The organism is Dysgonomonas sp. GY75 (assembly GCF_015234155.1).
GTDB classification, from domain to species: Bacteria; Bacteroidota; Bacteroidia; order Bacteroidales; family Dysgonomonadaceae; genus Dysgonomonas; species Dysgonomonas gadei.
Genome location: NZ_JADCLQ010000052.1, coordinates 329,104 through 351,644, shown reverse-complemented (window position 1 = coordinate 351,644; position 22,541 = coordinate 329,104). Strand labels below are relative to the sequence as shown.

16 protein-coding genes and 1 pseudogene are annotated in these 22,541 nt (G+C 39.3%); 2 read left to right on the top strand and 15 right to left on the bottom strand.

What is annotated here, in order from left to right; all coding sequences use genetic code 11:
- Positions 1–108: 108 nt before the first annotated feature.
- The 9 genes and pseudogenes from IR083_RS20790 to IR083_RS20750 form a co-directional block, all read right to left on the bottom strand.
- Complete coding sequence (locus IR083_RS20790; RefSeq protein WP_194225736.1) at positions 109–2,559, bottom strand: hypothetical protein; 2,451 nt, start codon at positions 2,557–2,559, stop codon at positions 109–111.
- A gap of 15 nt (positions 2,560–2,574) precedes the next feature.
- Positions 2,575–6,210, bottom strand: coding sequence for a hypothetical protein (locus IR083_RS20785; RefSeq protein ID WP_194225735.1), 3,636 nt, complete (start codon positions 6,208–6,210; stop codon positions 2,575–2,577).
- A 2-nt stretch (positions 6,211–6,212) separates the two neighbouring features.
- On the bottom strand, positions 6,213–6,881 hold the full coding sequence (locus IR083_RS20780) for a hypothetical protein (protein WP_194225734.1): 669 nt from the start codon (positions 6,879–6,881) through the stop codon (positions 6,213–6,215).
- A 793-nt stretch (positions 6,882–7,674) separates the two neighbouring features.
- Positions 7,675–8,913: pseudogene (locus IR083_RS20775) on the bottom strand (PBSX family phage terminase large subunit); the annotation flags it as partial.
- Positions 8,910–9,332 (bottom strand): hypothetical protein, encoded by a 423-nt coding sequence (locus IR083_RS20770; protein WP_194225732.1) that lies wholly within the window; start codon positions 9,330–9,332, stop codon positions 8,910–8,912. The gene IR083_RS20770 and the pseudogene IR083_RS20775, both read right to left, overlap by 4 nt.
- A gap of 26 nt (positions 9,333–9,358) precedes the next feature.
- Positions 9,359–10,024 carry a ParB N-terminal domain-containing protein gene (locus IR083_RS20765; protein ID WP_194225731.1) on the bottom strand — a complete coding sequence of 222 codons (666 nt, stop codon included), beginning with the start codon at positions 10,022–10,024 and terminating at the stop codon, positions 9,359–9,361.
- Positions 9,990–10,685 (bottom strand): phosphoadenosine phosphosulfate reductase, encoded by a 696-nt coding sequence (locus IR083_RS20760; RefSeq protein WP_194225730.1) that lies wholly within the window; start codon positions 10,683–10,685, stop codon positions 9,990–9,992. The genes IR083_RS20765 and IR083_RS20760 overlap by 35 nt, the downstream gene beginning before the upstream one ends.
- 102 nt (positions 10,686–10,787) lie before the next feature.
- Complete coding sequence (locus IR083_RS20755) at positions 10,788–11,084, bottom strand: hypothetical protein (RefSeq protein ID WP_194225729.1); 297 nt, start codon at positions 11,082–11,084, stop codon at positions 10,788–10,790.
- A 121-nt stretch (positions 11,085–11,205) separates the two neighbouring features.
- The gene (locus tag IR083_RS20750; RefSeq protein WP_194225728.1) at positions 11,206–11,463 is read right to left on the bottom strand and encodes a helix-turn-helix domain-containing protein; all 258 of its coding nucleotides are present in this window, start codon (positions 11,461–11,463) and stop codon (positions 11,206–11,208) included.
- Positions 11,464–11,669: 206 nt separating this feature from the next.
- On the opposite strand from IR083_RS20750, the gene IR083_RS20745 reads away from it, so the two are divergent.
- Together IR083_RS20745 and IR083_RS20740 are read left to right on the top strand one after the other, a co-directional pair.
- Entirely contained in the window at positions 11,670–11,855 is a 186-nt protein-coding gene (locus tag IR083_RS20745) for a hypothetical protein (RefSeq protein ID WP_194225727.1), read from the top strand.
- A gap of 15 nt (positions 11,856–11,870) precedes the next feature.
- On the top strand, positions 11,871–12,413 hold the full coding sequence (locus IR083_RS20740; RefSeq protein WP_194225726.1) for a hypothetical protein: 543 nt from the start codon (positions 11,871–11,873) through the stop codon (positions 12,411–12,413).
- 220 nt (positions 12,414–12,633) lie between these two features.
- On the opposite strand, the gene IR083_RS20735 is transcribed toward IR083_RS20740, so the two are convergent.
- The 6 genes from IR083_RS20735 to IR083_RS20710 all read right to left on the bottom strand — a co-directional run bounded on the left by IR083_RS20735 (position 12,634) and on the right by IR083_RS20710 (position 22,519).
- Positions 12,634–13,575 carry a hydrogen peroxide-inducible genes activator gene (locus IR083_RS20735; protein ID WP_006799466.1) on the bottom strand — a complete coding sequence of 314 codons (942 nt, stop codon included), beginning with the start codon at positions 13,573–13,575 and terminating at the stop codon, positions 12,634–12,636.
- Positions 13,576–13,592: 17 nt separating this feature from the next.
- Entirely contained in the window at positions 13,593–14,261 is a 669-nt protein-coding gene (locus tag IR083_RS20730) for a YggS family pyridoxal phosphate-dependent enzyme (RefSeq protein ID WP_006799467.1), read from the bottom strand.
- 10 nt (positions 14,262–14,271) lie between these two features.
- Positions 14,272–14,727, bottom strand: a complete 456-nt coding sequence (locus tag IR083_RS20725) for a DUF4494 domain-containing protein (RefSeq protein WP_006799468.1) — start codon at positions 14,725–14,727, stop codon at positions 14,272–14,274.
- Between the two features lie 330 nt (positions 14,728–15,057).
- Complete coding sequence (locus IR083_RS20720) at positions 15,058–15,783, bottom strand: helix-turn-helix domain-containing protein (protein ID WP_194225725.1); 726 nt, start codon at positions 15,781–15,783, stop codon at positions 15,058–15,060.
- Between the two features lie 720 nt (positions 15,784–16,503).
- Entirely contained in the window at positions 16,504–19,752 is a 3,249-nt protein-coding gene (locus IR083_RS20715; RefSeq protein ID WP_194225724.1) for a S41 family peptidase, read from the bottom strand.
- A 340-nt stretch (positions 19,753–20,092) separates the two neighbouring features.
- Positions 20,093–22,519, bottom strand: a complete 2,427-nt coding sequence (locus IR083_RS20710; protein WP_242052498.1) for a glycosyl hydrolase family 95 catalytic domain-containing protein — start codon at positions 22,517–22,519, stop codon at positions 20,093–20,095.
- Positions 22,520–22,541 lie beyond the last annotated feature (22 nt).

The following is a 22,541-nucleotide window of genomic DNA, read 5'->3' as shown; positions in this document are numbered from 1 at the left end:
TCTTTTTGTTTGGAGAGCTTTTTTAAGTTAATATCACAAAATAAAAAGGCCTGACTTCACAGCCGGGCCCTTTCTAAAAGTAAAATATATTAAATGAAAGATATTAATCTATATTGCCAGTAACTCCCAGTTTGCCTTTTTCTCGCTTCCGTATACTTTTTCAACAGAATTAATAAATCCCCGGTATACGATGCCCCTATATGTAAATTGTACTATTCCGTCGGCTACGGATAGTTCAGGTAGGTTCTTCCATGTACCGGCCTCGAACGTATAATTAACAGGGCGAAACAGCCGTTCCCGCTTGTCTACATCTATATCTGTATATAGTATATCCAGCAATATCGGTTGCCCATTGATAACCCCCGGAATACGTGCCTTATCGTACCCGTCTGTAGATGCGAATTTAAGTAATTTAGCAACAATACCTAATCTGTCATTGTTCCTTAACGCTAAGAAATGTGGGTTAAGGATTCCGTTAAACAAATCAAAGCTATACCCATTATAGTCTATCACCCTCATCATACTGGTAGTATCTACAGTATAGTCGCTGGCATTTTCCGTTAATTGCAGGACGAATATATTATTATCGTTCTTGCTGTCTGTATCGGTTGTCTTGGCTACTTCATCCCATAGTATCAATTCGAAGCCTACCGGATCAGCCCTATAGGGACTTATTAGCGATAGTTTTTTCTCTTTTGAATTAATATACCCGGTGGAATAGTTGAATGTAGCATTAGGATCTAGCAAGCCTTTAGCCTTATCGTATGTCTCTTTCTTATAGCCTATCTCTAGGGATGTATAAGAATGGTTATCATTTGCTTCCTCTTCAAAATTGGCTACTTCGTTAGGGTCGAGTACAATAGCCGTTATATTCTTATCATACAGATTAGCCCTTTTGCTGTATATCATCTGATTACCTGAATACTTGTAACTGTATCCCATAAGATTAAGCCATTCCATTAAATCGTTCAGGCTCCCGTGTAGTTTCGGTTCGTTGAATTGCCGGAGAGTTTCCCCGCAGCATAATATAGGGCTGAATGTCTCATCCCAGTTAATAACAGCCTGAAACATGCCTTTGCGTGAAATGTTATCTAAGAGGCGTTGCAGGAGTGTTTGAGGCTTAATAATATCGAGTAGTTTAGGTTTAGGCGTCTGGGTGTGGTTAATAGATAGTTGATTGAATTTGGTTATTTGAAACTCATTAACAAGTGCAGGCAGGCTATTACCTGCACTCGTTTTAATGAATATAACTAATTTATCATCTGCTTTTAAAATTATAGGGATGGTTTCTTGTATTACAGTGACAGAGCCGTCGTCCGGCAGTTCCCACATCCCAATTTCGCTCTTAAGTGCCGGATCTGTACTATCATTCCAATTTTGAACATTTCTGGCTATATATAAAACATCATTCGTACCGGCGGCCTGATTATTTACAAAAGTACATTCGAGATCTATGTGCAATTCTGCCTCCATGTCCTCTGTAGCCCTGAATATATATTCTTCTATGCCTGCTATACCTCCGTTATCATCATCGCTATTGTATAACCCGTATTGCTGCCCCCTGGCGTCCTGTACATTCGCATCCTGTGATATAGCATATTTATCTAAACTTATAGTAGGAGTCATCGATATATCGACACCTAATGGCAATGTAGATCGTCCATAACTATATTTAGTCTCCGCAATCACATACGATATCCCAGCCGGAATATTCAACCTCCCGTAATTAAATTGCTTTACCTCCTTTATTTCGCTTACCGGTATATCATACTTGGTACTTTTGCCGGCCTTAATATATTCCTGTATCGAATCGTTTACAACATCCAGCTCTACAAAATCATCATCTTTGTGGTACCCGGAGAAATCGAGGGCAAAGCGGGTTAGTTCGACATAGCTGTTATTGTTATAGTTCCGCCTGCTAACTGTTATGTCCGCTTTAGCGTAAAATTCGGAGTAGCTAAACATAGCTGCTACCAGTTCGGCCGCCGGCCCTATAAATTTCATCGGGATACTGTATACAATATCCACCGCACTAAATTCGTCCCTTTCGAGCTTTGTAGAAAAATCATTCCAGTTAGCTACGAAGTTCGTAATATCCACCGGGAAGAAATTAACGGATGTAAAGCTAAATATCGGGACTTCGTGAGCGTTCTTGTAATAAGAACAATAGATATGATGTGCATTCTCCGGCATATCGAATTCAAGTTCGGTAATCAGCCCGGATGTCTGCGGGGCAACGAACAAAAGCAGGTTATTATCTGCATCGAATACGGCAATACCGGCATAGGTACCGTCCAGCGCCCCCGTATATATATTCCTTTCGGCTCCATACGAGAGAAAAGACATATCCAGTAATGCGGAGTATGTCCACCAGCTGGACGACGGAACTAATGTTCCATCACTCGATACATACATATTGTCATACACGGTGGATTGCTCTGCCGTTATCTTCCTGTAAGATGAGATTTCATATTTTATCAGGCTTTCGGTAATAACGGGCCGACGTTTTCTCTGCCTTTCGTTGTATGTATTTATTTTTGATGTTATAGATTCGTACATAATTGATTCAGTTAATTAATTCAATCCCATCCCCCTGTCTTTCCTCTTAAATCTAGTAGATTTATTCAGATCTATTAATTCTCTCTGTAATGCCTCCATACCTCGTGACAGGCTGTTATGCATGCGGCTTGTTTCCTTAGTAATAGTATCCCATTGCCTGTTATAATCGGGATTAGCCGGAGCCATTACCCTGCTTGTATCCATCTTAGGCATTGCCAGCATAGGTAAGATAGCTTCAAAATCGGGATATACAATAGAGTGTTGAGGCATATCCACAAGTGTAGGTATAGACGGCGTCTTATATGCCTTGCCTGAAGGTGTTAGTATTAACTCCGGTTTGCCTCCGTCGCCTACGATAGCAGGCCCTCCCCGAAAATCGTCAGTACCATATTTAAGGGCGGGGAGAGGTTGGGAGGCTATTGTCGATATCTGTACAGCTCCCAGCAAACCCGTTAAGATATTAACAGGAATAGCCGGAACAAATCCTAATTGAGCCGTATTTTTCATAATGGCCGCCGCCATGTTAATAGCTGTTTCTGCTATCGCTATTACTTTCGCCCTCTTAGCAGCTTCATATTCTATTTTTTTCTTGCGGGATTCTATTTCATCCTCTCTCGCCTGTGCCTGCTGGTCTATTGCCGCTTTCCTTGCCTCTGCCTGCTCTTTAGATATCGCTCCGGCGTTTTCGAGGTCTTCGATAGCCTTTTGTTCCCGTTCCCGCCATTCGTCGTTAGCCTCACCTTGCTTTTCAAGCCTTTGTAATTCCCTTTCGTCGGAGGCGTCGGCAAGTGTTTTGAGGAAATCAAATGTTTCTTTTGCAAGTTCTTTGCTAAGTTGGGCCGTTTTCTTTTCAATTGCCTCCCGCTTCTTGGCTGCATCATCATTGCTTTTTACAAGTTCGTCATTGACATGCTTTTGATACGCTAATTTAGCATCTGCCAGTCTTTTGCTCAAATCAGCCATCTGTTGTTCGCTCAATCCGGTTAACTTAGCCATTTCTTCCAACATATCGATTTCAGCCTGTAACCTTTCCCCGGCAGCTTTAATAGCGGCATCTGTTTTACCTTTTTCGTATTTCTCGGCATTTATTTCGCCGGATGCGTATTTCTCGGACAGTTTTTTTTCTTCTTCGCTCTGCTCTGTATCTATAGCCCTAAGGCGGGTATCCAGGGCTTTTTTTAAGTTAGTTACCTGTTCCTCTAAGGCGTCATTAGCTATGTCTGTTCTTAATTTTCCGCCCTCAATACTTATCTTATTAAGCTCTTCCTCCCTTTTCTTATGTAAGGCTTCTAACTGTGCTGCATATTCCTCTTCGAAGGACAACATAGTTTTACCCGCTTTTTTAGCTATTTCAACATCCTTATTGTATTGCGCCCTCAATGCTATCTCCTGTTTGTTTACCCTCTCATTTATAGAATTGCTCATCAGATTTTCGAATTCATTAGCCGCGGCCATTCTATCTTCGTATGACCTCCTTTCATCCTGAACAATTGATTTTTGCGTTTCTGCTTGTTTTTTAAAGAGTATTTCATCAGATTCTATCGTAGCCTTTTCGTTATCGGTTCGCAGGCGGGCCATCATTTTATTGTATTTTTCGAGAGCGGATTCCTGCTCTTTTATGTCTGCTTTTATTCCCTTAAGAGATGATTGCCTTAGGCGGGCAGTTTGTCTTAATGAATCTTGACGCTCTTTGTCTGTATTTATTAATTTAACTTCTGATTGAGCTAATTTATCATTCATTTCCGTAGAATTTGCCGTCCTGGCCGCTTCTTCTTTCAGTAAGTTGTCTTCTAATACAGCGGATGTCTTCTTACGCACGTATATACCTCTTTCCAGATCTTCAATTTCTTTTATTTTCGCTAATCTTTCAGTATGAGATAAATTTTCTTTATCCGCAATTTGTGCCCTCAATCCTGCAATTTTAACCTCATCTTTTGCATTTTTTACCATTGCATCACGGTTATATATTTTCAATTGTAAGCTATCTTTTTCATGCTGCGCGTATTCTTTCGTTTTTTTTACTGCATCATCAGTTAACCCTATCCAGTCTGAAAACTTAACTATTGCCTCTCCGGTAGCTTTTGCCACTAAAAGCCACACGGTTACAAGTGGATGCAAACTGTTAGTTAATTTATCAGACATTACATGTACCGGAGCCATAGCTTGCTGTAACAATGTATATTGTTCTTCGTTCTCTTTAGCGGCTCCGGCTACTTCTTTCGTTATATAATACAAGGCAGTTAGTGTTGCCACAATTGCTGCTATCGTGGCAACTATCGGATTAGCCAATAGGACTAAAAGCTGTTTACCCATAGCAGCAGCTCCGGTAGCGGCGGACATAAATGCAGGATTCAGAAGGCCTATTGTTTTTGTCAAATCCTCTGTAGCTACCTTATAATTACCAACATTAAGCGTATATTTTCCAGTGGCCTGCTGCTGTGCATCCATCTGTTTATATAACTTTTCCGCTTGCTTCTCCAAATCCTTCTTAACTTTCAGTTCTTTCCCTTCCGCTTCTCCCATCTGGTTAATACGAATTTTAAGGATCGCATATTGTGCCGAAAGATTTTCATAGCTGCCAACCTCTGAATTTACAAGCTGTGTAGTATATTTTATTAGGTCATTATTCGCTTTTTGAGCATCTTTAAGATTTTTTTCCGTTACCATTAAAGAAGCTTTGCGTCTAGTATATGCATTTAGGGATATAGATCCTTTCTTATATAAGTCATCCAGTTCTTTTTGTTGCTGTTTATTAACAGAAAGCTCTGTTTGCACTTCTACAAGGTTCCTGTAATATTCCTGCAAAGATGCATCCATCATATTATAGGCTTCCGTCGATATGCCAGCTAATATCTTGGTTGCGTCAGTCTCTTTATTTCGTTGGGCTATCAGGCTTTTAACATCCTGCTCCTGCTTTTCGTATATATGATTTGACGAAGACATCAGGGAATTATATTCTTCCTTCGTGATTAATTCCTTAGCCAGCGCATCGGCAAATGTATTTTGCGCAAAAGTAAGGCGTTCAAGCCGGATATTACCCTCACTGATAGCATCGTTATATCTTGCAGATCCGTCTGCCGCCTTTTCTATAGCTTGCGATATGTCGGGAGCATTCTTCAGACCTTCCATTGCTTCCTTTGCTGTCCCTAAGTTCACAGTTAGCCTTTTAAGCTCGCTTTCAGCATTCTCCGCTAATTTGAATTCATTAGGCTTAGACATCTTATCATTAAGATCAGATACGGAATCCGCAACCAACTTATTTGCCTTGCTTAGATTTATCTCTTCCTTTATAGCGTCCCTGATCTCCTTTTTCTTATTCGAAAGCTCTATACGTGCGCGCTCTATTGTCTTATATTCTTCACTCTCAATATCGATTATTTTCTTCTGTTGCTTCTCATAATCGCTTTTAGCCTTTCGAGCATTATCTATAACTTTTACGTGTTCATTCTGCAATTTATTATAGCTTTCCATGCTCTTTACTAATTCTTTCACGGGAATGTTGAATTGCGAGAATGCTTTAGATGCTTCATCAGTTTTATCCAGCATCTTTTCCATAGCGTCGATACTCGCTATAAATTCCTTTTTAAGAGCTGTCATATTATTCAACGCTTCTTGAGGAACAAGGCTATCACTGTCTATATTTACTGCCATAATTAATTTGCTGATTTATTATTTCTATTTATGCTTTCACTAAAAATCTTCAAATATGATGCATATTGAGCTAATGTTATATTCATGTCTATATTGAATTTAAAGTGTATACTAAGGGCTACCAATTGGTCATTGTAGAATGAAGCGTCTACCTTCCTTCGATCTGTATCACTGACCAGATTCTTATACTTATCTGTCTCTTTATTGAGATATATCATTTTGGACTTTATAATCCCGGTAACCTTAGCCACCAACTTCTCAATGTCTCCATCGGGTACAGTTATGCCTTTAGACTTAAGCCATGCTATAGCCTTATCACTTCTGTTAGTTTCCAATAATCCTATGCATATATACAGGCAATCAATCTGTGAACGGTAATTATAGATAGATTTCAATACATTATTAACGGTTCCGGCATGTTCTCCGCCAGATAGTTCCGAAAACTCAATCAAAATATTGCATTTAACTTCTTTCAGAATACTTTCCGGCGCATCTCCGGTAATTATAAGGGCATTGAGGTTATTATTGCATACAAGCTCTATATATACCCATAGCGGGCATTTGTTACATGTATCATACAGGGTAAATTGTGAGGAGCTCTTTTCCTTGCCTTCCTGCTTTTTCCCAGCATTCCTTTCTGTCATAGGTGATTTTATTTTCAGAATCTTCATAAATTATATATTTTACTTTTTCAATATTACTTTCGTTAGTAGCCATTTTAACCACAATATCCAGACGGACGGAACGATGGTTCTTTCCACAATTGCAAGGCATATAATTAATTTTTTTATTCACAAATATAATTATTATTATTTAGAATTATTCTAAATAATAATAACATAACGAAAACCGTCCCATATCATCGCTACAGGGAGCGGAAAGTACAGTAATTAATATTGAGTAAATTGAAATAAATATATCATTTTGCTTTATATCCTTATTTTACAATAATAGCATATTAGCCATTATTTTGTATCAAAAAGACAAAAAGCGTTCGTATAATACTTATTCGTACATGCTTAGTAATCGGCATACAGCATAGGCCGGGCCTGCCGGCTGTCCTTCCTGATAGTTAAGCATATCATTTTTGAATAGATTATATTCGTAATCTTCATTTTTAATAAAAACTATCTTGTCTCTTATTAATTCCATACTGGAACTTATCAGGGCCTCATCCTTTAATCTCATCTTATATACCCGCATATTATCTACAGAGTTAGCCTCTTCCCTTATTTCATTTGCGAAATTAAACCATTCTTTTTCCGATTCAAAAATGCAATATGTAGAGGGTTTGAGCATAGATGTTACCTTATCCTTGTTAATTACTCCATCCTTATTATATAATATATCCTTTATAAGTATTTTTTTTCCGAACCTATAAGCGGATATACATATAAAGTAATTATCAATAGATGGAGTTATATACAACGCATTTCCTGCTATTTCACTATCGTTAATGCTATCTATTGTTTCAACCTCTTTAAATCCTGAAATCCTGCCTAAAATTTCACCCAATATCCAATACCGGGCAGCATCAATACCGTGATTAAATTTATCTACAGGCTGATTTATGTAATTCCCATCTTTATCTTTGTCCCACACATAATTTCGAAACTCGTTAATTAAATTATAAGACCGCTTCGTAATTTTGATATTATATTCCTGCATCTTCTGAATCCCGGCTAAAACTGAACCCTGAAACTTTTCAACGGGATATATTAAAATTCCTGCGTTGGCGACCTCTTGAATTAGTCTAGGGTCTGCGCTTTCGGACATAACTTTCATTTTAATGGGTTTCAAAACATCTATTATATCACCCGTGAGCATTCTTGTATGATAACACAATTCATCCAAATAAAGATCATTGTCATGTATGGCACAATCTATCGTTGCTGATGGATCGTTAGTGTATCCGAAATCTTGACCTAAACCACGTTTTTTTACAAAATCGGGTATTTCATTAACAATATTCCAGTTTTTAAATACAGACCCCTCGGAAATACTAGCCCAACGGCCCATAAATACTTCTCCGTATTTTTTAGAATTATTTGCTTTTTCCTCTTCCGCATCCCGGAGAAATTCAGTTCCCAGATTATCAAGATTATCAAGATATGTCGTATGAATATGTAATACTTGAGGATGTGTGCTTATCTGAACCGGTACGCCATCGTAGTATTCTATTTTATGAGTATTTTTGATGTATTTTTGATAAACGAAATGATTTACATCCGTTGGATTCATGATGATAATAATTCTATTCTGAATGCCTTTTTGACGAATTGAAAGCCTTATCTTGTCAAAATCAATCTCGCTCGTCCATTCTTCCGCCTCGTCACATACTAATGTAGTGACTCCCTGGATAGATTTTAATTTCGCAGTTTGATTCCCAGAACTCGTTTTTATTCCCCGAAACAATATCTTTGATCCCGTTCTAAGATTGATTATATCCTGTTTGGTGACATTAAAATATTTATCAACGCAATCCATCTCTATTTTTTCATTTACTTCAGGGATGATGGATATATTCGCGGCGGTCATTGTATAACGGCAATACAGTATAATATGACCTATCTCAAATGTAAGGCGTTCAATAAATGTGGATACATTAAAAGACTTTCCACTACCTCTACCTCCGGTTATAAGAATTATAAATTTATCTTTATTAGTGTAAAGAGGATTATATATATCTTGTGGAATAATCATTTCTTAGATTTATCTTTTATCCACTGATCTATATCTATATGTCCTTCCATGCTTACATTAGCATTCATATTAATATCCTGACGTTCACAGTACCCGCGTTTTTTACCTTTAGTCTTTAACACAAAAAAGACAGAAGCATTATCCGGTGGAACTTTCCATCCAACCTGAACGCGATGCCCATTTTCGTTTTCTCCAAACTCCGGGATACCTTTTACCAAGGTTTGAAGCCTGTTTTCAGCAAGGTCTAGGAAATTCTCTCGCGAATCCTCTAACGCCTCTTTGAATTTTTCATCAGCATCACACCACCTGTAAATAGTTTTACGTTCCACACCAAAATATGCAGCAATACCCGATATAATACCCCCGTTGGCACTACATACGGTTTTAAAATCTTCATATTTCGGTTTCTTTGGTTTCATCTTTTTATAATGTGTCTTTTGTGTCGTTACTCTTCCAACTTACTTACAAATTCCTCCCCCTTTATAATCTTGTCCTTATATGGGTCATAACCGAACATATCACAGAAAGCGACAAAGTTTTCAAAGCTGGAAAATGACAATGTGAGGTATGCAGACATATCCTCATACTTTTGTATATCATTCTCCTTAAACTTTTCTTTTTTAGCCTTGATCTGCTCTTTTGTTTCAGGTTGTTTCTTTTCGATAATATCTATTGTTTCTATCGGGGCTATATCCGGGATAATAAAGTCTTCTATACCGAGAAGAATATTATCGCTTACACCTATATCGGATAAGTTTATTTCCGGATAGTAATTAGCTATCATCTGAAGGTCGGCCTTTGTATTTCCGATAGCCATATATGTCATTTGCTCTTTTTCGGTCTTAGGATCGAAGTGAACGACTTCCACCTTTAATTCATAATCGTTCGAGCCGTCATATTTATAGTGAGAATCTAAAGCCATTAATCGGCGGTGTCCGTCTATCAGGTTGCCTGTTATCTCATTCCATGTAATACCGCCTAAATACCCTACTTTCTGGATATTCTTTTTCTGATCCGAAATTGCTTTATCGGAGTGCTTCTTGGGATTATACGGATTGAGGTTTATTTGTGACCTCTTAATTATCCGGGTTTCGCTCTGCTTTATATTCATATTCAAATATTATTCGTTCGACTAGTGGGTATTGTCTTAATACTTTCCTTAGATCGCTTGGATAGTTAGCTTTCAGGTAAAGGAGATAATCTATATCCATTATATCAGTACCGGACGATTGCCCGCGCTTGCCGTATCTCTCAGGCTTAATAAGCCCTTTTTCCTGTATATATGCCAGTATATCGGCATTCTTATAAGAACTTAACGGATATAATTTTTTAGATTTATCACATATTGCCTCATTCCGGTAGCCCCGAAGCATTAACCGCCTGTTCATGCTGTCCGATTGCTTAAATCCTAAACACGTCCACTCTATGCCGGTTCTCTCCCTGATAATATCATTCAATTCAGACAAAGTGTATTTCTTTTGCTTCGGATTTTGAGGACAACCCATAAATCCGATTTTTATATAAGAATATACACAGTAATGAGGAATTTGTATGTACCTGGCTTTCGGGTATTTATTTTGCGCGTAGGCTATATATCTATTTATGTGCTCCAAATCCTTTATAATAAACATATACACGCAAACGATCTCATTAAAGTGGGGGTGTAATAAATCCAATAAGGCAATACTATCTTTACCCGAAGCCGAGTGAAAAAGTATTACCTTATCAGTTTGCCGGGCTATCTCTTTTATTATGTCAATAGCCTTTTGCATAATTAACGCCTTGGTGCTGCTCTACGTGCTGCAGCTCTTGCTCGCATGGTATTACTACCTCTATAAGTTCCACCTTCTGCCATAATAAAAATATTTATTTAATTAAACATCTATGCCTTTAACACTAACTATATCACCTAATTCTATACAGAATAAATCAATACCGGCAACTGTTTCCACCTCATCGGCAAATTCACACGCAAATTGTTCATCTGTTAAGAAGATATATAAATCTTTCAATTTGCATATAACCTCGAAGCTATTATTATAATCGTGAAATCGTATCTGATCGAATTGTTTACATCCTACTGCTTCATATACTCCATCAGGAGCTTTCTCTATCTCGCATAATCTTCTAATATAGAAGTCATTGAAATTTCGATATTCTCGAATCTTCATTTTGGCTGCTATTTCGCGGGCGTGCTTTTTCTTAATAATTAAATCTAAAACATTCATAATAATTAATTCTAATACAAATATATAACTTTATTTAGAATGATTCTAAATAATTAAAGTAATTTTATTCTTTTTCTTTCACCTCTAATCTAGTACCACACTTAGGACATGTAATAGTATTGGTTTCATGGCATTCGTCCTCTAAAAATTCGCTAGCACTACACCCTATAGATTCTGCCCATTTTAATAACATCTGAACACCTGGATTACCGTTGTTTATGGTATTCGTAATACTAGACCTTGACACGCCTATTCTACGTCCTAATTCAGCAGCAGAAATATTATACTTATCTAATACTTCTTGTATTCTGAGTTTATTCATTTATGTATAATTTAATTTATACGCAAATATATACAATTTAATTAATTGTATAACGATTAATATACTAATAAAAGTTAAAGTTTAAATATTCTTATACTTTTTTGTTTGATATGTTGAAATATATTTATACATTTGTATAAGAATAATAAAACATATAACAATGAAAACAACAGACATCAGAATTTTCTTAGACAAAATGTTTAACGATGAAAGAAACTGAATTTACAGACGAAATGAGAGCAGATATATTGAGTGCTGCTGTTCTTGGTAACATGGCTTTTAATAATGGATTGAAGAGAATTCCTTGTTTTGATAAAGATTTAATGAATATGAAGCTAATGACCATATGGTGTGAGAACTGGGATTTGGCTAATCTGGACAATAATTATTAATATAAATATAAGAAAATGAAAGCAACATTGAAACAAATTAAAGAAGAAATAGGGTATATAAACCCGTCTGTAACTACTATAAGCTCGCTAGGCGATATGGTTACAGCGCAAGCGCAGCAGATGGCAGATAGCGTAATAGCTTCTATTATGCCTTATATACCCGTAGATAGTACAGCGTATAAGGTATTAATAAGTAATACCGGTGATCGTTTCTCGGACAAACAACTATGGGTAATCGCTTACCAGCTCGAGAAATCGAGCGAATATTGCGAGAAATTAGGTGCTGAAATAGAAGAACGCAATAAGTATATTGCGTTTCAGAAAGCGAAAAAAACGGCTAAATCTGCAGCTAAGAGAGCGGCCAAAAAATCGACTAAAGAAAGCGCAGATTTAGCGCAAAAAGTATATAGTAGTATCGAGGCTGAGGACAAGGTAAGGCATTATAATTTTGGCGAAGGCAAAGTAATATCTCATGACGATACTTACATTGTTGTTTTTTTTGAAAAAGTTGGTGAAAAAAAATTATTGAAAAAGTTTGCAAAACTTGAAAAAATATAATCAACAATCCCGCAGGGCGAAAGCCCTGCATATAAGCAGGGGGCAACATAAGCCTCTTTTTTTTATAACAAATTTAATAACAAGCAGTCTCAATATTTATATAAATACTTAAATAACAGAACATTAATATTAAAATATAAATTAGTCAGATGAGCTAATTCCCCGAATCGGATACAAAGATAATATTTTTTGTTATCCAATTATACTTTTACAGAAAATCTTAGATATCCACCACAAACTTTTTCAATTCAAGGTTCAATAACGGCTGAGGCACAGACTGTTTTATCTCGGATACAATAATGTCGAGTACCCGTTCGCGTAAGAATTCCTTACGGGTAACAAGACTCACCTCACGCACAGGCGATACCCCTTTCAAAGGACGTACATTGCGTCTCTGCTTTTCATTCAGTTCCTCTATCGCCATTTCAGGGATTATGGTCAACCCGCTGTTATTGTCTACGATATTGATCAGGGTACTGATGCTTCCTGCTTCGTATGAGAAGAGCGAATGAGAACTCTTGCGCTTACGCATATTGCATATACGCAATATTTGCCCACGGAAACAATGTACTTCTTCGAGTAGCCACAGGCGGTTGATATTCAAATCTTCCTCCTCCAGTTCTTTCTTGGCATACAACGATGTTTCACGAGGCGAGACATAAGCATAAAACCGTTCATAATAGATAGGATGCTCAGTTATCTTTTCGTTTTTAAGCGGAGTGGCCAGTATAGCACCATCCAAAGCCCCATTGAGCAGCTTTTCAATTATCTGAGCGGTAGTGGTTTCTTCTATTACCAACACAATGTCGTAACCATTCTGATCGTGCACCTGCATCAGTTTAGGCAGCAGATAAGGAGCAATGGTAGGGATAATACCCAGTTTGAATACACCTTGCACCACACCTTTTTCTTCCTGGATAATCTCTTTGATCTGTTTCACTTGTGAAACAATTACCCTGGCCTGATTGATGATTTGAGTGCCTATTACCGTAGGCTGAACAGGCAGCTGGCTACGATCGAATATTTTTACGCCCAACTCATCTTCCAACTTCTGAATCATCATACTCAGCGTAGGTTGAGTAACGAATGACGACTCAGCGGCTTTAGCAAAGTGGCGATGGTTATCCACTGCTATAATATATTCCAGTTGCTGTATATTCATTTTCTTTATATTTTGTGTTAATATTCGCGTTCTCCAAAAATAGATGAGCCTACCCTTATCATTGTAGACCCTTCTTCGACTGCTATGGTATAATCTCCCGACATACCCATTGATATTTCAGAGAAGCAATCATCCTCTGCAAAATAGTCATTTTTTATTTCATCGAAAAATAGTTTCAGACTTTTAAACTCTTTTCTGATTTGTGATTCTTCTTCGATATTGGAAGCCATGCCCATTACTCCTCCAATATAAGCAAATTTACACTCTCTCCATTGGTTTCCCGATAAAAAACTACGGCATTCATCAAAAGAAAATCCAAACTTGGCATCTTCTTGTGCTATATGGATCTCCAGCAAACAACAAATCCGTTTCCCTATACGGGCTGCGGACTTCTCTATTTCAGACAGCAGTCTCCAGCTATCGACACTGTGTATCGTATGCGTATAAGGTATAATCGACTTTACTTTATTCGTTTGCAGATGTCCGATAAAATGCCATTCTATATCCTGAGGCAGCAAGGGATGCTTCTGGCTGATCTCCTGCATCCGGCTTTCTCCAAAAATATGCTGACCGGCATTATACGCCACCCTGATAGCATCCACCGGGTGGAACTTAGATACTGCTACCAGTTTTACATTTTCCGGTAAACGATCTTTTATACTATGTATATTTTCGGATATGCCCATTCAGTATATTTTATACAAGAACTATTTTTTTCTTCTGATCTTCCGAATAAGGGAATACATCCATTATCATTGTTTCACTCAGGGAGGCTATGGCATAATCGGCCAAAGTACCTTCCATACCTTTCTCTACAACTTTCAGCGCCTCCTTCAGGTCTGAAGCCTGAGCCAGCATGTTTACCGCCGTTTTCTTCTCCGTGCCGCTCTTTTCATCCAAAGAGATAAACATCACTTTAGCTTTGAAGAAGCGGTCGCCATTGTCGTTAAAAAACAGTTCGGACAATTTAGCGCGTTTAATATCCGTGATGGTGAATTCACCTGTTATATAAGGTTTTATTTCTTCTATGATACGTGCTTCTGCTTCTGTAAATGATAGAGCATCTACAAGATAAGGTTCTGTGACTTTTTTCTGCATGCCGTTTTCCAGCATTTTTTCGTAGCTTACCTTGCATTCAAACCAATTGTGCATATAAATGTATTGTTATTATTAAAATCTATAATTTATCGTTGCAAATTTAACAAATTTAATTTATAAAATCTATCATATGATAAAAGTTCTCTATCCAATTGATTTAAATATTGTTATAATTTGTATCCTTTGTACATACGGGTATAATCCCCATTGGCTGGCTGTTTAATTTGCCATATGTTATAATTGGTTTTTAGCCGTTAGCCGTAGTTATAGCCTAAGTAACTCAATACTTATTTCTTTGGAACTTACTGCCTGTTAAAACCTGACAAACTTGACAACTTTTGCACTATTTCCATATTTTCGATTCGCTGCTTTTCATCTTTCAACTCAATCCGTTCTCGATGTATACCCCGGCGGCAGAAACGGATAAGGATTCGGCTTAGGCTTTTCTACCGGAGCGGCAGGCGTCTGTTCCATAACTTGCCCTTGTTCAGTTTGCTCTTGCCCATTTTCCACTTTTAGTTCTTCACTTTTCACTTTTACATACGCTTCGCTCCTGTGACCGTTGGTTCGTTCTTCTCCCAGCTTCCTGTCCACGGCCGCCACGATCTCCGGAGCGAGCGCACCGCCAGAGCGGAAACCGTTCTCCTTTAATATCATCAGTTGCCGTCTGGTTTCCTCGTCCTGTACCTCTATGACTAAGGGACGCTTTTCCCTGCTTTCCAACCGTTGTTGCTCTTTCCTCCTTTCCTCACGGTCGAGTACGTACTTTATCGCGCGGATGCTTGGCGGGCAGAATTTCTTTTCCACTACACGGCACTTCTCCACATCCTCCACCGGATTGTTCTTGTCAGGGACGTATGTGACTTTTTCTTTTTTCTGTACATACCCTTCTAATAATTGTTTCAGTCCGATACGGGCATTTGCTATCAGCACTTCTTCCCTGCGGATAAACGCTTCTTCCACTTCTTCCTTAAATTCCGGTTTATTCTTTTTCCAGTCGTAGAAAGTCTGGCGGCTGATCCGGAGAATCTTACATATTTCAGATACTCCGTAAAGGTCTTGTTCAATCATCTCTACAATGCGTTCGGCGGTTTTGTTGTTATACTTCATAAGGCTTAAATATTAATGTTAATAATTAGTTTCTTATATAGATAAAGTTTTTTTGATAAATTTGAGGCTCGTGCGGACGTCCCAGTTATCGCTGCAAGTCCGGAGACTTGCGTCTAACCCGACGTAGCGAGAGACGCTACACCCGCTGGCGCGGACTTCCAGTCCGTGTCTTGCTGACAGGACAAAAATGTTTGCTATGCAACACACAGACGGGACGTCTGCGCCAGCGGGGGGATATTATTATTGCTGTATAAAACGTTCGATTTTTAGTTACAAGTTACTACGCCCTGTGAGCAGTTACGAGTTACGAGTCGGCTGACGCACGTGGGGCTAAAGCATGAAGAGCCTCTGTCCTGTCGACGCATCGCGATCCCGGCCTCGTCCCTCAGGCGGGGCACCCAATCCGCAAAGCGGAGGTGTAGGGCAAAATACGGTAGCTGCTATACTGGCCTGATAATCCGGCTATAGATGATTCCGTATTATTTTGCCCCACCGGAGCTGCGGTTTTGGGTCGCCGGGGGATGCAGCCTTGATTTTCGTAACTTTTTATCAAGAAAAAGTTAAGAAAAACAAGCCGGATGGTGCGTTAGAAAAAATCGAACAATTTTACACTACAATAATCGCTTTAACAGCAAATTAGCACCAATAAGCAGATACAAAAAAACAGAGTCACAAATTCTCACTTGCGACTCTGTAATTACAATGTATAGTAATTATTCTTTATTTTCCTTGCAACAGGACTTCCACTGCTTTTTCCAATTGGCTGTCCTTGCCTTGTAATGTCGAAGCAGGATCATTATATATTTCAATATCCGGCTGCAATTCCTGATTTTCCAGATACTGCCCGCGCATATCTTTCACTGCTACCTGCGGAATACCGAAAACGATACCCGGATCGATCTGTGATTCCCACCATACTGCGGTCATCGTTCCTGGAACAGGCGTTCCTATCAGCTTACCTACTTTCAGTTCTTTATACAGCCACGGGAATCCATGCGCATTCGAATAATTATCTTCACACATCAATACGGCCGACGGTTTAGTCCATTTATTATACGGGTCACTGCCTATATATTGCCCGCGAGGCTCGAAACGCTGATATTCTTTTCCACTCAGGAGAGTAACCAGATCGTCGTGCAACCAGCCTCCTCCGTTATGTCGTGTATCTATCACTACAGCATCTTTGTTTCGGCAACGGCCCAACAATTCGGAATATACTTCCCTGAAACTGTCGCTATTCATGCCACGCACATGTACATAACCTATTCTTCCGTTCGATAGTTTATCTACCATCTGACGACGCTGCTCTACCCAACGCTTATAAAGCAGGTTATTTTGTTCACCGTAAGAAACGGGTTTTACCCATTCTTCTATCTCACTACCCGATTCGGATGTTTTAAATGTTAGCAGCACTTTTTTCCCGGCTTTTCCTACCAGCAAAGGATAATAATCCTCTCCCTTCACTATCGGCTTACCGTCTATCTTCAATATAACAGTCCCCTCTCCTATTTTCGTATTCGCATTGGTTAACGGTCCCTGATTAATGATTTCCTTAATCTTGATACCATCTCCAAGATAGGCTTCATCGAAGAACGCTCCCAGAGAAGCTGTAGGCATCGGAGAACCCTGCCCGTAACTTCGTGCCCCGGTATGTGACCCGTTCAGTTCACCCAGCATTTCCGACAACATTTCGGCAAAATCATTATTGTTATTGATATGAGGAAGGAAACGTTCATAAGCAGTTTTATATCCATCCCAATCCACACCATGAAGGTCTGTTACATAAAACTTGTCTTTGACCTGCTTCCAGGCATGGTTGAAGATATAGCTGCGTTCCTCTTCGGGCTGATATTCAAACTGCGCGTTGATCTTGATAGGAGTCACGGTTCCGTTTTCCATATCTATTTTCTTCAGTTGGCCGCCTCCCAGCAACAGGATATTCTTCCCGATGCTGTCTGTATTCAGTTCGCCTGCTCCTGCTTCTTTTACCAATATCTTAGACGACTTATCTTTCAAGTCATACACCCACAAATCATAACCTTTCTCAAAACTGGTCAGGTAATAAAGTTTATCACCCTTTTTATTGAGCATGGCATCTGCCAATGACGAAGAATTAGGAGTGAGGCGGATAATCCAGTCCCGTCTGTTATCCAGATTGAATTTCAGCGGTTTCACTTCTTTATCTTTCTTGTCGTCTTTTTTATCCTTCTTCCCCTTGCCGTCTTTCTTATCCTTATCTTTTCCCTCTTCTTTTTTCTTATCTTTCTTTTCCAGCTCTTCTTGCAAAGCAAGTTCTTCTTTACTCATCCTGAACTTGTCGTATGCTTCCCCGTCGAAGAACATGATATATGCATCCATGTATGCACCCCAACTGCCATGACTGCGGTACCCGGCCCTGTCCGAGAACCAAATCATTGCTTTTCCGTCCTGCACAAAGCGTGGGTTAGCATCACTATATCCGCTCTCTGTCAGGTTGGTGAGTTCCCCACTGCCGTCCGCTTTTACCAAAGCGGCATCCGTACTGTTCCAGCCTCCAATACCTATATATTGGGTCAAAAGCCATTTACTATCCGGTGCCCACCTGAACCACTGGTCTCCATCGGCATACGAATAATTGAATTTACCATCCAGTATCGTCCGTATCTCTTTACTTGCCAGATTTAGCACACGCAAAGTCGTACGATTTTCGAGATATGCTATTTCTTTTCCATCAGGCGAATATAATGGCTGAAAAGAAGCAAGCGTGGAATTTGTCAGTTGTTCTTCTTTAAAATCCTTCGCATAAACGAAAGATTCGTCTTCTTTGTGTGTAAGTGTAGACTGATATACATTCCACAATCCGTTCCGCTCGGCAGCATACAATACTGAACGTCCGTCCGGACTGAAAGATACATTGCGTTCCTGTTCCGGCGTATTAGTTATCCGTCTTGTAGTACCGTATTCCACTGAAGCAACAAACACGTCGCCGCGTATCACAAAGGCAACTTCCTTTCCACTCGGAGAAACGGCCATTTCTCTTGCTCCCGTAGAGAAGTTGATATATTTCAATTTATTTTCCTGATTGTCCGTAGCAATCTGAATGTTCACCTTTTGAGGCTGCTGCCCCTCATTCATCGTATATATTTCACCGTCATACGAGAAACAAAGCTTTCCCTGTTTACTTGATGAAAGAAAGCGTACCGGATGTTTTTCCAGATTCGTAAGTTTTACAGGTGTAGATACGTTCAAACCACTTTTATAAATATTAAACGAGCCACTTTGCTCACTCAGGTAATAAAAGTTTTGTCCGTCCGCAGCCCAAACCGGATTACGGTCTTCCCCTCTGAAAGTTGTCAGTTTTTTATATGTTCTTTCACCACTCAAATCACACAACCATAAATCGCGTGTTATAGACGATTGGTGGTGCTTACGCCACGGGTCTTCATACCCTTTCCTGTCATGGTAAAGAATCTTCGTCCCGCTGGGATCGATAGACAGGTCTTCCATTGTCAGCGATGAGAATAGAGACGGACGTCCTCCCGATGTGTTAATCTCATAAATCTGAGCAAATAGTCCTGACGGAAACTCTCCGTCTTTCACATCCTGTATGATACTGGCCGAATAAAGCAATCGTTCATTATCGCGGAAAGCAACCGGATATTCACCCGCAGAGTGTGTAGTCAGGCGTTGAGGTGCACCTCCTTCGGCCGACACAAGATATACATCAAGGCTACCCTCCCTGTCGGAGGAAAAGGCAATACTTTTACTATCGGGCGACCATACAGGACGGGTATCGTATCCAGGATGAGTCGTGATCTGCATGGCACGACCTCCGGAAGCGGATACTTTATAAATATCTCCCTTATAACAAAACGCAATCTGATTACCATCGGGCGATATAGTGCAATATCGCAGCCACAAAGGGGACTCCTGCGCTTTCAATCCGACTATGAAAAAGAGGAAAAAAGCAGTGAATAAAAGTTTTCTCATAATATTTTAATTAAATAAGCAATAATAATCATTTAATTCTGTATCAACTAATTATACCCAATAGAGATCATAGTATTGAAACAAAATAATAAGAACAATAAACCTGAATATTCTATATTTTAACGTATCAAATATAGCTAGATACTAGCTATATGACGAAAGAAAAGTGAAAATGTTACAAAAATTTATTCAGGATAGAATAAAAAAATAAAAAGTGCCTTAATGAAAGACACTTTTTATGGGTACAATGATATACCCAGGCGGATTATATTTCTCTATACGAAATCTACACTCTACTTTTTTACACTTATATAATTAACGCTATTAAAAAAAATGTATCTTATCTGTAATTCATTTCAAAACGCTGCCCTTTCTTTAAGGAAATGGTTACATAAGTATAGTCGTTTTCGGTACTCATTTGCAAATCTACGTCTTTTGCTCCTTTCGGAAAAGAGATATTACCCTTAGTATTTACCAGTTTGAACGTAAATTTATTATCCGTGATAGCCTTAATCACTATATCCTGAACCTGCCCATCTTTCCATTTCAAATCTACTTCGCCACCGCCTCTTACGCATAGACCTTTGAAATAACCCGTATTCCATTGCTGAGGTAAAGCCGGAAGCAATTCAATATATCCTTCATGGCTTTGAATAAGCATCTCGGCTATTCCCGCCCCTCCGGCTTCATTGCCATCGAAAATAAAAATGTCGTATGGCGCCCCGGCAATGCCTTCCGGTGAAATAGTCAAGAGATTCTCCCGGGTAAATTCACGCTGAAGTTGTACAACACTCTCATAAGCTTTCTTCGCATCGAATAAACGGGCATAGAGGCAAATCATATTGGCACGGCTCCACTCCACATCTTCCCAGTTTGGCGCAGCAAGGCGATATTCGATTGTTTTACGGGCGGCATTGGCCAGACCGGGAGTCTTTACCGGGCTGATCTGGGCAAAAGGATACAGAGCCAGCAGATGTGTTGTATGACGGTGATTAGGTTGCGCTTCTTCAAAATCTTCGAACCATTCCTGTATAGCACCATTTTTACCTATCATAATAGGTGGTAATTTCTTTAATGCTATGCTCAGGCTATCCCTGAACCTATCATCTACATTCAATATTCTCGATGCTTCGATACAAGATGCAAAAGCCTCATAAGCAAGTTGCCGATCGCAGGCAGGCATTAATGATACAGATAATTCATTGCCTTTGTATCTGAACGAGTTTTCGGGTGAGGTACTCGGTCCAGTCATCAGATAGCCGCTTTTGGGGTCTTGTACCATATAGTCGAGTAAGAATTCCGCATTGCTTTTCAATATGGGATAAGCCTTGTTTCTTAAATAGTTCTCATCCATCGTATAGATATAATGCGTCCACAAATGAGATGCTATCCATGTACCGGCAAGAGGAAACAGCCCCCAATTGACTCCCTGTCCCGAAGCAGTATATCCCCATACATTGGCTACAGTATTTGCAGCCCAGCCTCTTGCTCCGTATACATTTCTTGCTGTTTTTTGTCCATAATCGGAAAGATCTTTGATATAATCGAACAGTGGTATATTACATTCATGCAAGTTTCCGATATTAGACAGCCAGTAATTTTGCTGTGTATTGATATCCAGATGATAATCATTGGTCCAACCCATATTACAAGCCAGATTGTCGTTCCATATCCCTTGCAGGTTGGCAGGTAGCGGAGAATCTTCCCGTGATGCGGCAATCAGCAGATATCTTGCATGCTGGAAGAACAATGCATCGAGACCTACATCTTCTTTTCCGGCTTTCACCCGCTCCCATCGCTTGTCGGTAGGCAGTTTATCGGCTTCGCTTTTGCCAAAAAATAAGTCTACTCTTTTAAAAAGATTTGAATAATCACTTACATGTTTATTTTTTAAACGATTATAATCCTGTGATAATGCTTTATTCACTGTTGCAAAACAATCTTCCTTATAATGTTTATTATTATAATCGGTCCGTAGATCGAGGATAATAGTAACAGATGTGGCGTCCGCTATACTAATTTTATTATTTGATGCAGAAACGTTTCCGTCTTTGGCTGTCACTCCTACTTTCCCCATAAAGTCAACACCACCGGGGCCCTGCTTCGGAAAAGAGACTTTCCCTGAAAACTCAAGGCTGTTATCCACAGCTTTAATAACTGATTCACGCAGCATATCTAACGATACATCCAGAGTCAACGATTTAGCCTTATTGGCTGTCAGGCGAACGATGAACGCATTGTCGGGATTGCTGCAAAAATATTCCCTTGTATATAGTATATTACCAACCTTGAATGAAACTGTATTAATGGCGTTTTCCAGATTCAACTCCCGCTTATAGCCTGATACTGCGCCGGCGGGATATTTAAAATCCAACTTAAGATCTCCGGCGGGAACATGAGAACCGAATGAATGAGGTGTACCCGACATAAACTCGGTAACTGCACGATTTCCTTCTGCGTACTTCCCTTCAAAGAATAATTGCCTGATGTCATTCAGCATTGTTTTACCCAATGGGCGTTCCTGAAATTTATCAGGTTGCCCCGACCACATCGTCACCTCGTTAAGAGCGATAACTTCTTTTTCTATACCTCCAAATACCATTGCTCCTATACGCCCGTTACCCAGAGGCAGAGATTTCATCCATTCATCGGCCGGATTCTCATACCAAAGTATGTATGACCGGGCATTTTGCGAAAATACTGATTGACCGTTCGCTACTAGAACGATTAGTATTGATATTAATAATATAGTATAAGTCTTTTTCATGATTTTAAATTCAATTAGCAAA

Bases quoted from the DNA above. Each gene is read 5' to 3' on its own strand.
- IR083_RS20790 (WP_194225736.1), bottom strand. From the start codon at position 2,559: ATGTACGAATCTATAACATCAAAAATAAATACATACAACGAAAGGCAG.
- IR083_RS20785 (WP_194225735.1), bottom strand. From the start codon at position 6,210: ATGGCAGTAAATATAGACAGTGATAGCCTTGTTCCTCAAGAAGCGTTG.
- IR083_RS20780 (WP_194225734.1), bottom strand. From the start codon at position 6,881: ATGAAGATTCTGAAAATAAAATCACCTATGACAGAAAGGAATGCTGGG.
- IR083_RS20770 (WP_194225732.1), bottom strand. From the start codon at position 9,332: ATGAAACCAAAGAAACCGAAATATGAAGATTTTAAAACCGTATGTAGT.
- IR083_RS20765 (WP_194225731.1), bottom strand. From the start codon at position 10,024: ATGAATATAAAGCAGAGCGAAACCCGGATAATTAAGAGGTCACAAATA.
- IR083_RS20760 (WP_194225730.1), bottom strand. From the start codon at position 10,685: ATGCAAAAGGCTATTGACATAATAAAAGAGATAGCCCGGCAAACTGAT.
- IR083_RS20755 (WP_194225729.1), bottom strand. From the start codon at position 11,084: ATGAAGATTCGAGAATATCGAAATTTCAATGACTTCTATATTAGAAGA.
- IR083_RS20750 (WP_194225728.1), bottom strand. From the start codon at position 11,463: ATGAATAAACTCAGAATACAAGAAGTATTAGATAAGTATAATATTTCT.
- IR083_RS20745 (WP_194225727.1), top strand. From the start codon at position 11,670: ATGAAAGAAACTGAATTTACAGACGAAATGAGAGCAGATATATTGAGT.
- IR083_RS20740 (WP_194225726.1), top strand. From the start codon at position 11,871: ATGAAAGCAACATTGAAACAAATTAAAGAAGAAATAGGGTATATAAAC.
- IR083_RS20735 (WP_006799466.1), bottom strand. From the start codon at position 13,575: ATGAATATACAGCAACTGGAATATATTATAGCAGTGGATAACCATCGC.
- IR083_RS20730 (WP_006799467.1), bottom strand. From the start codon at position 14,261: ATGGGCATATCCGAAAATATACATAGTATAAAAGATCGTTTACCGGAA.
- IR083_RS20725 (WP_006799468.1), bottom strand. From the start codon at position 14,727: ATGCACAATTGGTTTGAATGCAAGGTAAGCTACGAAAAAATGCTGGAA.
- IR083_RS20720 (WP_194225725.1), bottom strand. From the start codon at position 15,783: ATGAAGTATAACAACAAAACCGCCGAACGCATTGTAGAGATGATTGAA.
- IR083_RS20715 (WP_194225724.1), bottom strand. From the start codon at position 19,752: ATGAGAAAACTTTTATTCACTGCTTTTTTCCTCTTTTTCATAGTCGGA.
- IR083_RS20710 (WP_242052498.1), bottom strand. From the start codon at position 22,519: ATGAAAAAGACTTATACTATATTATTAATATCAATACTAATCGTTCTA.